This window comes from Aquimarina addita (assembly GCF_039539305.1).
Classification (GTDB): Bacteria; Bacteroidota; Bacteroidia; order Flavobacteriales; family Flavobacteriaceae; genus Aquimarina; species Aquimarina addita.
Window position 1 is genome coordinate 173103 of sequence record NZ_BAABCW010000002.1, and the last position, 14221, is coordinate 187323.

Here is a 14221-nt window from a genome sequence, read left to right on the forward strand (position 1 = left end):
AACAAATTTGATTTTTAGGCTACTAAATAAGATAAGAAGTCGTAGTTGTTTTAAAAATTAACTCATTGTATGTATAAACATTTTATAACCTTAGAGAAAAAGTCATTTTGGAGATCTGCATCACTTTCTTCAGAGATACTTACTAAAATTCTCGCTTGGTCTGGGAAGGTATATGTTGTTGGTATGATGATTTTGGCAAGTTTTATTGGATTTAAGTATATTGATCATGAATTATGTATTAATCCATTAGACGTTGCTAACACATTTTTAATCTATTGGTTCATTATTGATCTGATTCTTAGATTTATATTTCAGAAGATGCCAATGATCAACATAAAGCCATTATTGATTTTACCTATCAATAAGAAAAAAATAATATTTTTTGCCTTAGGTAAAACACTGTTTTCATTTTTTAATTTCGTGTATGCCTTCTTTTTTATTCCTTTTTCTATTCTTTTAATTGTAAAAGGTAATGTATCCATAGTTGACGTGTTATTTTGGAATTTTGGTCTGATTGGAGTAGTTTTTTTTAATAATTTTTTTAATATTTTACTCAATAAAAAAAATCATATTGTTTACATTTTTGCATTGGTTATATTAATTTTAGGATCATTACAATACTATGAGTATTTTAATATAACTCAATATACGGCTCCATTCTTTGAGGGGTTTTATTTATCAAAATTTTTAACACTTCTTCCAGTCGTTTTGGCAATTGGACTTTTCTTTTTGGTTTTTGCTTTTACAATTAAGGATGTGTATTTAGATACCAGTGTGAGATTGAAGTCAAAAAAAGTAAAAACAGAAAGTTTGGATTGGTTAAATACCTTCGGGAGAACAGCAATTTTTCTGAAGAATGATATAAAGTTAATTAAAAGAAACAAAAGAGCAAAGGCAACCGTTGTTTTAAGTGTGATATTTCTTTTTTATGGACTCCTGTTTTTCCCGGATTCCATGGGGGCGTATAAAGGTCCGTTTTTTGGGATTTTAGCTGGAGTACTGATATCCGGTGGTTTTTTGTTAAACTTTGGACAATTGGTCCCTAGTTGGGATAGTTCTTATTACCCACTAATGATGACACAAAATATAAGGTACAAAGAGTACCTCGCATCTAAGTGGTGGTTGATGGTTTTAATAACCGGGATTACTACGATCCTGGGATCAGGATATTTGTATTTTGGTTGGGAAGCATATCTGTCAGTAATTGTTGGGGCAATTTTTAATATGGGCGTTAACTCTCATATTATCTTATTATCGGGAGCATTTACAAAAACACCAATAGACTTGATGAGTAGTCGTAATGTATTTGGTGATATGAATGCTATAAATGTAAAAACGCTTACACTGTCTATGGTAATAATGGTTTTACCAATAGTTTTTTATGCAATAGGGCACGTTATCTATGGACCGCCTCTTGGGTATGTTTTAGTAAGTTTAGCAGGAATAGCAGGTCTGGCATTTAGAAATTTGGTTTTTGATAAAATTGAAAAAGTATATAAATCAGAGAAGTATGTAACTATTGATGCATACAAACAAAAAAAATAAAGAATGATAGAGATACAAAATATTACAAAAACGTATGGTGCGAGCACAGTGCTAAATATTGAGCATCTACTTATAAATAAAGGAGAAAGTGTAGGGCTAGTAGGCAATAATGGAGCAGGAAAAACGACCTTTTTTAGTGCTCTATTAGATTTGATAAAGCTTAGTACAGGTACTATTCAAAATAATGGGAATGTTGTACAAGAAAGTGAGGCATGGAAATCAACTACAGCTGCTTTTATTGATGAATCCTTTTTGATCGGATATCTTACAGCTGAGGAATATTTTTATTTCATAGGAGAATTGCGAGGTCAGAATAAAGCTACTGTAGATGCTTTATTATCTAAATATGAAACGTTTTTTAATGGAGAAATATTAAAACAGAAAAAATATTTAAGAGATCTCTCCAAAGGAAATCAGAAAAAAGCAGGTATTGTTGCGGCATTCATAGGTAATCCCGAAGTAATTATTCTGGATGAACCATTTGCGAATTTAGATCCTACTACCCAGATTCGTTTAAAACAAATACTAAAAGAACTTGCTGTAGATCCTAAAATTACATTGTTGGTTTCTAGCCATGATTTGATTCATGTAACAGAAGTTTGTGATCGAATTGTGGTAATGGACAAAGGAAATCTGGTAAAAGATATTAGCACTTCTGTTCAAACATTAAAAGAATTGGAGGAACATTTTAATCCGGCACATTTGATATAAGGATCTACATTTTCAGAAGTTATCTTTTATTTGGAGCTGTTTTTATAAATAACCTTAATTAAAAATTCTGGTGAGACCTATAGATGATGTTATAAATTCTTACAGCTATAATTGTTAATAACTCAGATAAGCATAATAAAACATATCTTTTTGAGAGAAAAATTTGTTAATAACCTGTTTTTTGCTCAAAGAAATGTATTTTTACATCTTACATGCATTTTTTGTAAGAGATGATACACTAAAACTCAAGTTTTTAAGTTATCAGCGTATAAATAATACAGAATTGAACAGAAAATTATCACAAATCACCATTCTTTCTTTCCTAGCACTTTTAGTGTTTAGTTGTTCGCGTAAAAAGGATAAATGGACAAATAGGACTTGGCACGAAGTTACTACAAAAAATAATACATTATATAATGGTAGAGTAGCTTTTGAACAAGGAAAGCAGGATATTGTTCAGACATATAATGACAATTTCTGGGAGTTGCTTCCTATAGAACGGTTAGTCGTTAGTGAAGATGTACGTTTGCCTAATGAAGTATTGAATCAAAATTTTGATAAAGCAGAAGAAAAAGCTGTAAAAGCTATTCAGAAGCATAGCATGTTGATTGACGACAGGGAGAAAAACCCTAAAATGGACGAATCATTTTTGTTACTGGGCAAAGCCAGATATAATGAGCAGCGTTTTATTCCAGCGCTGGAAGCTTTTAATTACATTCTCTATAAATACCCTACAAGTAATAATATCAACCACGCAAAGGTGTGGAGAGCTAAGACAAATCTTCGTCTTGATAATAATGAAAAAGCACTAGAGGATCTTGCTAAAATGGTTTCAGAAGAATATATGAAACCACAGGATTATTCTGATGCCATAGCCATGATTGCACAGGCCTACATTAATATGAAACAACCGGACTCTGCAGTAACTTATATTGGTAAAGCAGCGATTCATAGTCAGAATAATGAAGAAAAGGGACGTTATTTTTATATAAAAGGTCAGCTATTGAATCAACTGGGTTATAAGGATAGTGCTAATTATGCTTTTGATCAGGTTATCGAATTGAATAGAAGAACTCCAAGACGTTATATGTTAAATGCATATATGGCAAAGGCACGTAATTTTGATTATGAAAAAGGGAATAAAGAAGAGTTTCTGGAATTGCTTACTGATTTAGAAGAAAATAGAGAAAACAGACCTTTTTTAGATAAAATCTATAACCAAAAAGCAGTTTATTTTAAAACATTAGATTCCATAGACTTAGCGGTTGAGTATTACAACAAATCACTTCGTACGGATTCTGAAGATCAAATTTTAGAATCTTTTAATTACAAAACGCTAGGAGATATAAATTTTGATTTTAAAGAATATGCAAAAGCAGGTGCATATTATGACAGTACCTTAGAGAGAATGGTTGTAGACTCTAAAAAATACAGGGTATTAAAGAAGAAAAGAGTAAACCTGGATGATGTCATTTTGTATGAAGGGATTGCAAAGACTAATGATAGTATCCTTACAGCAGTGGCAATGTCACCAGAAGAAAGGATAGCTTTTTATTCGACATATACTGAAAAAATAAAGGCAGAAGCGGTTGCAGCAGAAGAAGCTGCAGAAATTGCAAGAATAAAAGGTGAATTACCTACAGAACAAAGATTTAATCAACTTGGAACAGGATTAAGTAACGTTTCTAGTGGTCCTAATACCGAGGGAGGGACATTTTATTTTTATAATCCTACTACAGTAGCGTACGGAAAAACAACCTTTAAAAGAACTTACGGTAATAGAGAGAATCAGGATAATTGGCGATTGTCTAGTGTAACCGATCCTAGTGCAGCGTCATCAGAGGTTTCAGATGAAAAAGAAGAATACTCTATTGATACGGATCCTGCTTTTGATCCGCAGACCTATATAGCACAATTACCTACAGATCCTGAAATTTTAGATAGTTTACATACAGATCGTAATTTTGCCTACTATCAATTAGGTGTTATCTACAAGGAAAAATTTCAAGAATATGAGTTATCCATTGATAAGTTTACTGGATTATTGGATAGTGATCCTGAGGAGCGTTTAATTGTTCCGTCAAAATATAATTTATACAAAATATATCTTGCTCAGGGTAATGCGACTAAATCTAATGAGTACATGCGGGATATTATAAATAATCATGGAGATTCTAGATATGCTAAAATCCTACAAAATCCTGAAGAAGCATTAAAAGATGATCAAAACAGTCCTGAATCTCTATATAATCGGTTGTATAAGGATTTTAAGGATCAAAAATATGCTCAGGTAATTAAAGAAAGTGATGAGTTGATTACTAAATTTGGAGGAGAAGAGTTTGTGCCAAAATTTGAGTTATTAAAAGCACAGGCAATAGGTCGTTATCGAGGATTCGAAGCCTATAAAGAAGCATTGAATTATGTTTCTCTTAATTATCCCCAAAGCCCGGAAGGTAAGCAAGCACAATTAATTTATCAGGTTACAATTCCACAAATAGAAAAAAGTAGTTTTATAGAAGGTGTAGACGGCGATCAAAATCATAAAATAGTATATGTTTTTTCAACTCTTGGTAATAATCAAGCATTAGGTCTTAAAGAGAACCTAGAGCTCATCATAAAAGAGCTGAGGTATGATAAGATGAGTGTTTCGTTAGATGTATATACAAAAGATCAGCAGTTTGTAGTCATACATAGTAAAAGGGATAAATTAGGAGCAGAAGGATTTGCAGAGCTTTTAGCACTTGGAAAAATAGAAGATTCACGAGGAGCTGATATGACTAAATGGAATAGAAAGAAAAAATACTACGAAAAGGTAGAAAAGGAGCCTTTTACGGTTGTGTCTCCTAATTATAGAATTATTCAGATTCATAAGAATCTAGATATATATTTACAAAGTTTACAACCTAAACCGGAATAATAAATTTAATCCCCCTCAATTATGTTTTCAGATAATAAAAAAGGAAAAGAGCAAACAAGTTCAGATTTTTCTAAAAATCAGAACAAAATTTCAGAAGGAACTAAGATCGTAGGAGATGTTATCTCTGAAGGCGGTTTTAGGGTAGAAGGTACTATAGAAGGTACATTTAAAACTACAGGAAAAGTAGTCGTAGGAAAATCAGGCTTTATAAAAGGAACTTTAGAATGTTCTGACGCCGATTTTGAAGGTAAATTTTCAGGTACTCTCACGATATCAGGAACATTATCACTAAAACCTACTGCGCATATCGAAGGAGAAGTATCTGTAGGTAAGCTAGCAGTAGAACCAGGAGCTAATTTTAATGCATCTTGTGTAATGAAAGGAGCAGTAAAATCGCTAGATGGTAAACAAAATGGGCACAAACAAGGACAACAAGGGAAATCAGCTTAGAAAATACCTGGCATTGTCCGGAATAGCTTTCGAAATGGGAGCTATCATTTTTGTTTGCGCATATTTAGGAAAAAAGGCAGATGAGTATTATCAATTAGAAAAAAATTGGTTTACTATGGGTCTGGTTCTTTTTGGAGTAGCTTCCTCACTATATCTAGTAATTAAACAATTAGAAAGAATTAATAAATCAAATAAATAAAGCGGTAAAAGAAATACAAAAAATAGCTGTTTTTTACTATTTTTTTGAAGCATATTGAAATCATTTTTATCTAATTTGTTGTTGTTACCTCATGCTTAATCGTTCACTTCGTTTTTTAGCAATCCTCTTTATTATATTACTGGTTAGTTATGTCACTCATACTTTCTTGGTTACCTGGTTTTCATTATCGGGTGATCCGGTTCTCAGAAATTTGTCATACCTTTTTAATGGCTTATATGCTGTTGTATTAATACTTGTTATTCATGTTTTTTATAAAAAATGGAAGGATCATATTGGGTTTCTTGTACTAGGAGGAAGTCTGGTAAAAATAGGAGTGTTTTTAGCAATAATTAAATTTAGTAATTATGAAATAAATAAAAGTGTATTTCTAGAGTTTTTTATACCTTATGTAATCAGTTTGATACTCGAAGTACATTATATTTCTAAAATATTAAACAATCTTAAATAATTGAATTTCAATACATTATTTATTATAATTTCCTCACAAACTTATTTACCTAAATAAGTTTAGAATTATAACTTTATTATGTACATTTGCACCGAAATTTAGGAACCGAAATCTGACCTAGAATGCAAAAAATTAGTGTAGTTAGAATTTTTATGACTTTGGCCTTGATTCTTACTTCGTTGAATCTGGTGGCAAAAGATGTCGAGAAAACAGAGAACGAAGGTAAAGGAGGGCTGAAAGCTGAAATTAAAGAGTTTATCGATCATCACCTTTTGGATTCTCATGATTTCACCTTGTTTTCAGACGAAAAGGAACATAAATATTATGGATTCCCTTTGCCTGTAATCCTTTGGGATGGAGGATTAAAGGTGTTTTCTTCTTCAAAATTCCATCACGGGCAAACTGTTGCAGAAGTTGATGGTAACTATTACAAGCTTTATCATAGTAAAATATATAAAACAGATGCGGCTGGTACGATTAATTACGATGAGCATCACCACGCTACAAATGTTAAGCCATTAGACTTTTCTATTACCAAAAATGTAGTGAGTATGTTATTGATTGGCATACTTATGTTTTTCTTATTTACCAGTTTAGCAAAATCTTATAAAAAGAATAATGGGATACCTGCTGGTGTAGGTCGTTTTTTAGAGCCTTTAGTTCTTTTTGTTAGAGATGAGATTGCTATCCCAAATATTGGAGAAAAAAAGTATAAAAAATACATGAGTTTTTTGTTAACAGTATTTTTCTTTATTTGGTTTTTGAATCTTTTAGGAATGACTCCCTTAGGAGTAAATGTTACAGGAAATATAGCAGTAACTTTTGCATTGGCTTTAATTACATTTTTGATTACAAATTTAACAGCTAATAAAAATTATTGGGGTCATATTTTTTGGATGCCAGGCGTACCAACATTTATGAAAGTAGTATTGGCACCAATTGAATTATTAGGTGTGTTTATCAAACCTTTTTCACTAATGATCCGTTTATATGCGAATATGACAGCGGGTCATGTTGTGATTATGAGTATTGTTGGTATGATGTTTTTATTTAAAAGTTGGATTGGTAGTCCATTATCTTTTGGATTAGCTTTTGCCTTGTCAATTTTAGAATTATTAGTAGCCGCTTTACAGGCTTACATATTTACGATGTTAGCCGCTTTATACTTTGGTATGGCGAATGAAGAGGCACATCATTAGAATTTTGAATGTTTAATTTTTAATTATATAGTTATGACTATCCCTAACATTGTTGGAGCAGGTTTAATAGTAATTGGTGCTGGTATTGGTATCGGAAGAATTGGTGGACAAGCGATGGAAGCTATCGCAAGACAACCAGAAGCTTCTGGTAAGATTCAAACAGCGATGCTTATTGCAGCGGCTCTTATTGAAGGAATTGGATTTGCTGCATTATTTGCTGCTTAATCCTTTTACATAAACAATAGCTGTAACGGTTGGTTACAGTTATTGTTTAATTTTAAAAATTAAACAATAAAAAATATAACATAAGTATTTATGGAAAAGTTATTAGATCAGTTTTCATTTGGATTGTTTTTCTGGCAGATTTTAATTTTTGTTGGATTACTCTTTTTACTTAAAAAATTTGCATGGAAACCTATTCTTAATGCAGTTAATGATCGTGAAGAAGGGATCAAAAATGCGTTAGAGTCTGCTGAGGAAGCTAAGAAAGAAATGCAGAACCTTCAGGCTGATAATGAGCGTATCTTAAATGAAGCTCGCGCAGAACGTGATGGCATGCTTAAAGAGGCAAGACAGTTAAAAGAAAATATGATTACTGAGGCTAAGGAACAAGCACAGGCAGAAGCAGATAAGATTGTGGCTCAAGCTCAGATAACTATAGAAAGCGAAAAGAAAGCTGCCATTGCTGATCTTAAAAGTCAGGTTGCAGGAATTTCTGTAGAGATAGCAGAAAAAGTAGTACGAAAAGAATTAGATGACAAAGATAAGCAACTAGCGTTGGTAGAATCTATGTTAGGAGACGTTACTTTAAACTAATCAGTTAAAATAATGAGTAGAGCAGCAATACGTTACGCTAAAGCAGTTTTGAGCCTGGCTCAGGATCAAAATGCTACTGAAAATGTTCAGAAAGATATGCAGGATGTGATCGCTACAGTTAATGGTAGTGCTGAGCTAAGAATGGTATTACATAGCCCCTTGATAAAAAGTGAGGTAAAACTTGCTTCTTTACGTGAGATATTCAAAAATACAGGAGATATCACGAAGAAACTCTTTGATATATTGATTGAGAATAAAAGAGTGGACATATTGGGAGAGGTAGCTACTCAATACCGTGTTTTATTTGATGAATTGCATAATACACAAATTGCGAAAGTGACGACGGCAGTACCTTTAAATGATGCTATTACAGCATTAGTACAGGCTAAAGTAAAAGAGTTAACAGGCAATGAAGCTACGATAGAAAATGTAATCGATGATAGTATTATTGGTGGATTCATTCTTCGAGTAGGTGATTTACAATATAACGCAAGTATATTGAATAAATTGACGAGCTTAAAAAGAGAATTAAGTAATTAGTACATACGATTTAAGTATAAATTTAATAATAAGAGAGTGAGTAGTAACACTTATTCTTTCAAACTATTATAAAATGGCAGAAGTAAATCCTGCTGAGGTATCAGCAATATTAAAACAACAATTATCTGGATTTGAAGCTACAGCTTCTCTAGAGGAAGTAGGAACTGTATTACAGGTGGGTGATGGTATCGCCAGAGTATATGGACTGTCTAACGCTCAATATGGAGAATTAGTAGAGTTCGAATCTGGTTTAGAAGGTATTGTACTGAATCTGGAAGAGGATAATGTTGGGGTCGTACTTTTAGGTGCTTCTACAGAAGTAAAAGAAGGAGTGACCGTAAAGCGTACACAGCGTATTGCTTCCATTAATGTGGGAGAAGGAATTGTAGGTCGTGTTGTGGATACCTTAGGTAATCCTATTGATGGAAAAGGTGCTATTGAAGGAGAAACTTTTGAAATGCCATTAGAGCGTAAGGCTCCTGGTGTAGTATTCCGTCAGCCGGTAACAGAACCCTTACAGACAGGTATTAAATCAATTGATGCTATGGTGCCTGTAGGTCGCGGACAGCGTGAGTTGGTTATTGGTGACCGTCAGACTGGTAAAACTACAGTGTGTATTGATACTATCCTGAATCAAAAAGAATTTTATGATGCTGGAGAGCCAGTATTTTGTATATATGTAGCGATCGGGCAAAAAGCATCTACAGTTGCATTAATTGCAAAAGTATTAGAAGATAAAGGAGCAATGGCGTATACAACTATTGTAGCAGCAAATGCTTCTGACCCTGCTCCAATGCAGGTATATGCTCCATTTGCAGGTGCTGCAATCGGAGAGTATTTTAGAGACACAGGTCGTCCTGCTTTGATCATTTATGATGATTTATCTAAGCAGGCTGTAGCATATCGTGAGGTATCCTTATTGTTACGTCGTCCACCGGGACGTGAAGCATATCCTGGAGATGTATTTTATCTTCACTCTAGATTATTAGAGCGTGCGGCAAAGGTAATTGCTGATGATACTATTGCTAAGGATATGAATGATCTTCCCGAATCTTTAAAAGATAAAGTAAAAGGTGGTGGATCTTTAACGGCATTGCCAATTATCGAAACACAAGCGGGTGATGTATCGGCATATATCCCAACCAATGTAATTTCGATTACAGATGGTCAGATATTCTTAACTTCTGATTTATTTAACTCTGGTGTTCGTCCGGCGATTAATGTAGGTATTTCAGTATCTCGTGTAGGTGGATCTGCTCAGATTAAATCTATGAAGAAAGTAGCTGGTACTTTAAAACTTGATCAAGCACAGTTCCGTGAATTAGAAGCTTTTGCTAAATTTGGTTCTGACCTTGATGCGGCTACATTAAATGTAATCGAAAAAGGAAAACGTAATGTAGAGATCTTAAAACAAGCACAAAATGATCCTTATACAGTAGAGGATCAGATTGCGATTGTATATGCAGGATCTAAGAACTTATTAAGAGACGTACCAGTTAATAAAGTAAAGGAATTTGAAAAGGATTATATCCAATATCTGAATGCTAAGCATAGAGATACATTAGATACCTTAAAAGCGGGTAAATTAACAGATGAAGTAATCGATGTATTGATCTCAGCTTGTAAAGAGATTTCAGCAAAATATAAGTAAATAGTATTGAGTACAGCGTAGTAAAACTTTACTACGCTGTATTTATAGAAGTTATCATATTAGAAAGGTGTTGTTTAAAAAAGTACTCAGTACTTATTACTCAATACTCAATACTAAAAAAAATGGCAAACTTAAAAGAATTACGTAGTAGAATCACCTCTGTATCCTCAACGATGCAAATCACCAGTGCCATGAAAATGGTGTCAGCTGCAAAATTGAATAAAGCGCAGGTTGCAATTACGGCAATGCGTCCGTATTCGGATAAATTGACTGAGTTGTTACAAAGCTTGAGTGCTTCTCTGGAAGGAGATAGTGCAAGTGTATATTCAGAAGAGCGTGAGGTAAATAAAGTATTAGTGGTAGCAATTGCTTCTAATCGTGGTCTTGCTGGTGCTTTTAATACTAATATTATTAAGGCCTCAAGAGATTTGTATGAGAATACATATGCGGGCAAGCAGGTTGATTTTGTGACTATTGGTAAAAAGGTAGATGATATTATTTCAAAAACGCATACTGTAATAGCTAATAAAAATGAGGTATATGATGAGCTGACATTTAGTAATGTGGCTGCTATAGCAGAAGAACTCATGGGATTATTTAGTAATGGTTCGTATGATAAAATTGTTATTGTATATAATAAGTTTAAGAATGCTGCTACACAAGATGTAACCATAGAGCAATTTTTACCAATTTTACCTATTGCAGGAGATGCGAATGTAAATCTGGATTATATTTTTGAGCCATCAAAAGAAGAAATTGTAGAGGAATTGATACCTAAGTCGTTAAAGACACAGTTATATAAGGGAATACGTGATTCCTTTGCATCAGAACACGGTGCAAGAATGACCGCGATGCATAAGGCTACAGACAATGCTACAGAGCTTAGAGATGCGCTTAAACTTTCTTATAACAAAGCTAGGCAAGCATCGATTACAAATGAAATCCTCGAGATTGTCGGTGGTGCTGAAGCATTAAATAATTAAAGTAAATTTTGTATTAAAAGTCTTAATAATAGGTGTTCAGCGATTTAGATATAGCTAAACGTGTATGATTAAAGAGTCAATTTATAAAATAAATTTTAAACCTCATTCATTTTATTGATTGAGGTTTTTTAATTTTTTATCTTTAAACAAAAAGTAGCAATTAAGAGTAAGCAAATAATGATGAAAACCGAATCGAGAATTTTATATGTATTAATAATATGTATCGCAGCTATATGCACACAATGCGCTAGCGGCCCAAAAATAGAAACTGTGGCACCTCTTAAATTATTAGATGCATATGTTCAACCTTGGGCATCAGAAGTTGAAGGTGGAAAAACTGGTTTTACAGTACATTTTTTTGTGGAAAAAAAAGCAGATATTATTTTAAAAGAGATATACTACAAAGGGAAAAAAATAGAGCTTCAATCTACTCAGAATTTAACAGAGTATATAGGTCAGTATACCAATTCTATAATTAGTAAGAAAGAGATCATTATGAGCAGTGATCCGATGGAAGAATTCAATAATCAAGTGCCATTAATTATAGAAAAAACACCTTTTGAACTAGAAGAAAATGAATGTATTATTGAGTACATTCAAGATGATAAAAAACAATATTTTAAATTAGGAATGTTACCAGAAAAAGAAATGGAAAGACAACCAACGGTGAAGCCTGAATAAAAATTGTATTTTTATACCATACTAAATACAATTTGGTATGCTAATGTAACTACAAGTTGGGGATATTTCAAAAACTCTTTAAACAAACCTTTATTTATGGGTTGGCAACTGTACTGCCAAGAGCGCTGGGTATTGTACTGGTACCTATTTATGTAAATGCTTTAGATCCTGAAGAGTACGGTATTTATGGCTCTCTAATGCCTTTAATTATTTTAGGAAATGTGTTGTTATCATATGGAATGGAAACAGCTTTCTTTCGATTTATAAATAAAGATAGTAGCAAGAAGAGAATTGTTCAGTCTACCGTATTAACTTCATTAACTACCTCAACGATTTTATTTTTGAGCTTAGGATTAATTTTTAAGCAAGAATTGGCAGTTTTTCTTGAATTTGAAATACATTATATTGTATATGCTTTACTAATTTTAGCACTTGATGCTTTGGTAGTGTTACCATTTGTTTGGTATAGATCAAATGAACGTCCCATGCGGTATGCAATAATTAAGATTTTTAATGTCTTAATTAATTTAGGACTTAATCTCTTTTTTGTTTTAATATTACCCACATTAGCAAAAGAAAACACCTCTTTTTGGAATACTATTTACTTAAAAGATGATTTAGTCTCTTATATCTTTATTGCTAATTTAATTGCAAGTGGAGCTACCTTTATAGTAATGATTCCTCTTTATACTAAAATTAGATTTGGATTTGATAAAACAATATGGAAGATGATGATGCGATATGCATTTCCGGTTTTAATTTCAGGGATAGCATTTTCTATTAATGAAGCTTTTGATAAATTATTGCTTAAGTATTTATTACCAGAAAATATCGCAGAAGCACAAGTTGGAATTTATGCAGCCTGTTATAAGCTTGGAGTTTTTATGACTCTTTTTAGTACCGCCTTTCGATTGGGAATAGAACCTTTCTTTTTCAATTATGCGAGTGCTAAAAATGCAAAAGAAACATATGCAAAAATTACATTGTACTTTTCTATTTTAGGGAGCTTTATTTTATTAGGAGTAATTGTCTTTTCTAATCTATTAAAAGGTCTTGTTGTAACAAACCCTGACTATTGGGAAGCTATGATCATCGTTCCAATTATATTATTAGCCAATCTTTGTCTTGGTATTTATCATAATCTTTCAGTCTGGTATAAAGTTACAGATAGAACAAAATATGGAGCTTATATTTCTGTTGTTGGTGCAATGATTACATTGGCTCTTAATTTTCTATTGATTCCTATATATAGCTATATAGGATGTGCTATTGCAACATTAGCTGCGTATGGAACAATGATGATACTGTCCTGGTATTTTGGAAGAAAATATTACCCAGTTCCTTATGATTTAAAAAAGATAGGAATGTATATGATGTTATCCATAGGTTTTTCGACCCTTTCATTTTATGTATTTGATAGCAATTATTACATATCAGTTCCATTGTTACTAGTGTTTTTAGTAGTTTTGTATACATTCGAAAAAAAGGAAATACAACAAATTTTAAAAAGATAATTTTATTAAAAAATCATAATTTCTGATGTATAAAGCTTGTCTATAAAGAGTAGACAATGAAATTGAGTAAAGAAAAGACAACACCAATAATATATGAAAATTAATATCATTAACAAATCGTCACATAAGCTGCCTCATTACGAAACTATTGCTTCTGCAGGGATGGATCTACGGGCTAATATTACAGAATCAATACTTCTTAAACCATTAGAACGTGTAATTATCAAAACAGGATTGTTTATAGAGTTGCCAGTAGGATATGAGGCTCAGGTACGTCCCAGAAGCGGATTAGCTGCAAAAAAAGGAGTTACTGTACTCAATGCACCAGGAACGATAGATGCAGACTACAGAGGTGAGATCGGAGTGATATTGGTAAATTTGTCTAATGAAGATTTTGTAGTAGAGAATGGAGAAAGAGTGGCGCAATTAGTAATCGCAAAACACGAAAGAGCAGATTGGAATCCAGTAGAAGAATTAACAGAAACCTCTAGGGGTGAAGGAGGGTTTGGAAGTACAGGAGTTAAGTAGTAAATAAAAGACGTTAAG

General features: G+C 32.7%; 15 protein-coding genes. All 15 read left to right on the forward strand.

Translation table 11 applies throughout. The features are described 5' to 3' along the window. The first annotated feature begins 69 nt into the window (after window positions 1–69). Window positions 70–1545 carry a DUF5687 family protein gene (locus ABD816_RS03400; protein ID WP_344924762.1) on the forward strand — a complete coding sequence of 492 codons (1476 nt, stop codon included), beginning with the start codon at window positions 70–72 and terminating at the stop codon, window positions 1543–1545. A 3-nt stretch (window positions 1546–1548) separates the two neighbouring features. Beyond that, on the forward strand, window positions 1549–2256 hold the full coding sequence (locus tag ABD816_RS03405; RefSeq protein ID WP_344924764.1) for an ABC transporter ATP-binding protein: 708 nt from the start codon (window positions 1549–1551) through the stop codon (window positions 2254–2256). Between the two features lie 193 nt (window positions 2257–2449). Further along, complete coding sequence (gene porW / locus ABD816_RS03410; RefSeq protein ID WP_344924766.1) at window positions 2450–5173, forward strand: type IX secretion system periplasmic lipoprotein PorW/SprE; 2724 nt, start codon at window positions 2450–2452, stop codon at window positions 5171–5173. A 21-nt stretch (window positions 5174–5194) separates the two neighbouring features. Next, window positions 5195–5623: a bactofilin family protein gene (locus ABD816_RS03415; RefSeq protein WP_344924768.1), complete on the forward strand. Its 429-nt coding sequence runs from the start codon at window positions 5195–5197 to the stop codon at window positions 5621–5623. Then, a complete protein-coding gene (locus tag ABD816_RS03420) occupies window positions 5586–5822 on the forward strand; it encodes an AtpZ/AtpI family protein (RefSeq protein WP_344924770.1) in 237 nt (78 codons plus the stop codon). The genes ABD816_RS03415 and ABD816_RS03420 overlap by 38 nt, the downstream gene beginning before the upstream one ends. A gap of 91 nt (window positions 5823–5913) precedes the next feature. Next, window positions 5914–6291: a hypothetical protein gene (locus ABD816_RS03425; protein ID WP_344924772.1), complete on the forward strand. Its 378-nt coding sequence runs from the start codon at window positions 5914–5916 to the stop codon at window positions 6289–6291. A gap of 122 nt (window positions 6292–6413) precedes the next feature. Further along, the gene (gene atpB, locus ABD816_RS03430; RefSeq protein WP_344924774.1) at window positions 6414–7490 is read left to right on the forward strand and encodes a F0F1 ATP synthase subunit A; all 1077 of its coding nucleotides are present in this window, start codon (window positions 6414–6416) and stop codon (window positions 7488–7490) included. 33 nt (window positions 7491–7523) lie between these two features. Next, entirely contained in the window at window positions 7524–7715 is a 192-nt protein-coding gene (gene atpE / locus ABD816_RS03435; protein WP_162880152.1) for an ATP synthase F0 subunit C, read from the forward strand. 90 nt (window positions 7716–7805) lie between these two features. Next, complete coding sequence (locus ABD816_RS03440) at window positions 7806–8306, forward strand: F0F1 ATP synthase subunit B (protein WP_344924783.1); 501 nt, start codon at window positions 7806–7808, stop codon at window positions 8304–8306. A 12-nt stretch (window positions 8307–8318) separates the two neighbouring features. Further along, entirely contained in the window at window positions 8319–8846 is a 528-nt protein-coding gene (gene atpH, locus ABD816_RS03445) for an ATP synthase F1 subunit delta (RefSeq protein ID WP_344924785.1), read from the forward strand. A gap of 73 nt (window positions 8847–8919) precedes the next feature. Further along, on the forward strand, window positions 8920–10497 hold the full coding sequence (atpA, locus tag ABD816_RS03450; protein ID WP_344924787.1) for a F0F1 ATP synthase subunit alpha: 1578 nt from the start codon (window positions 8920–8922) through the stop codon (window positions 10495–10497). A 122-nt stretch (window positions 10498–10619) separates the two neighbouring features. After that, window positions 10620–11480 (forward strand): ATP synthase F1 subunit gamma, encoded by an 861-nt coding sequence (atpG, locus tag ABD816_RS03455; RefSeq protein WP_344924788.1) that lies wholly within the window; start codon window positions 10620–10622, stop codon window positions 11478–11480. A gap of 180 nt (window positions 11481–11660) precedes the next feature. Next, window positions 11661–12161: a hypothetical protein gene (locus ABD816_RS03460; RefSeq protein WP_344924789.1), complete on the forward strand. Its 501-nt coding sequence runs from the start codon at window positions 11661–11663 to the stop codon at window positions 12159–12161. A gap of 56 nt (window positions 12162–12217) precedes the next feature. Beyond that, the gene (locus tag ABD816_RS03465; protein WP_344924790.1) at window positions 12218–13675 is read left to right on the forward strand and encodes a lipopolysaccharide biosynthesis protein; all 1458 of its coding nucleotides are present in this window, start codon (window positions 12218–12220) and stop codon (window positions 13673–13675) included. Window positions 13676–13768: 93 nt separating this feature from the next. Next, window positions 13769–14203: a dUTP diphosphatase gene (gene dut, locus ABD816_RS03470; protein ID WP_344924792.1), complete on the forward strand. Its 435-nt coding sequence runs from the start codon at window positions 13769–13771 to the stop codon at window positions 14201–14203. The last annotated feature ends 18 nt before the right edge of the window (window positions 14204–14221 follow it).

Coding starts and splice junctions, on each gene's coding strand:
- atpE (WP_162880152.1), top strand. CDS start 7,524: ATGACTATCCCTAACATTGTTGGAGCAGGTTTAATAGTAATTGGTGCT.
- atpA (WP_344924787.1), top strand. CDS start 8,920: ATGGCAGAAGTAAATCCTGCTGAGGTATCAGCAATATTAAAACAACAA.
- ABD816_RS03405 (WP_344924764.1), top strand. CDS start 1,549: ATGATAGAGATACAAAATATTACAAAAACGTATGGTGCGAGCACAGTG.
- dut (WP_344924792.1), top strand. CDS start 13,769: ATGAAAATTAATATCATTAACAAATCGTCACATAAGCTGCCTCATTAC.
- ABD816_RS03460 (WP_344924789.1), top strand. CDS start 11,661: ATGAAAACCGAATCGAGAATTTTATATGTATTAATAATATGTATCGCA.
- atpG (WP_344924788.1), top strand. CDS start 10,620: ATGGCAAACTTAAAAGAATTACGTAGTAGAATCACCTCTGTATCCTCA.
- porW (WP_344924766.1), top strand. CDS start 2,450: ATGTATTTTTACATCTTACATGCATTTTTTGTAAGAGATGATACACTA.
- ABD816_RS03400 (WP_344924762.1), top strand. CDS start 70: ATGTATAAACATTTTATAACCTTAGAGAAAAAGTCATTTTGGAGATCT.
- ABD816_RS03420 (WP_344924770.1), top strand. CDS start 5,586: ATGGGCACAAACAAGGACAACAAGGGAAATCAGCTTAGAAAATACCTG.
- atpH (WP_344924785.1), top strand. CDS start 8,319: ATGAGTAGAGCAGCAATACGTTACGCTAAAGCAGTTTTGAGCCTGGCT.
- ABD816_RS03440 (WP_344924783.1), top strand. CDS start 7,806: ATGGAAAAGTTATTAGATCAGTTTTCATTTGGATTGTTTTTCTGGCAG.
- ABD816_RS03415 (WP_344924768.1), top strand. CDS start 5,195: ATGTTTTCAGATAATAAAAAAGGAAAAGAGCAAACAAGTTCAGATTTT.
- ABD816_RS03425 (WP_344924772.1), top strand. CDS start 5,914: ATGCTTAATCGTTCACTTCGTTTTTTAGCAATCCTCTTTATTATATTA.
- atpB (WP_344924774.1), top strand. CDS start 6,414: ATGCAAAAAATTAGTGTAGTTAGAATTTTTATGACTTTGGCCTTGATT.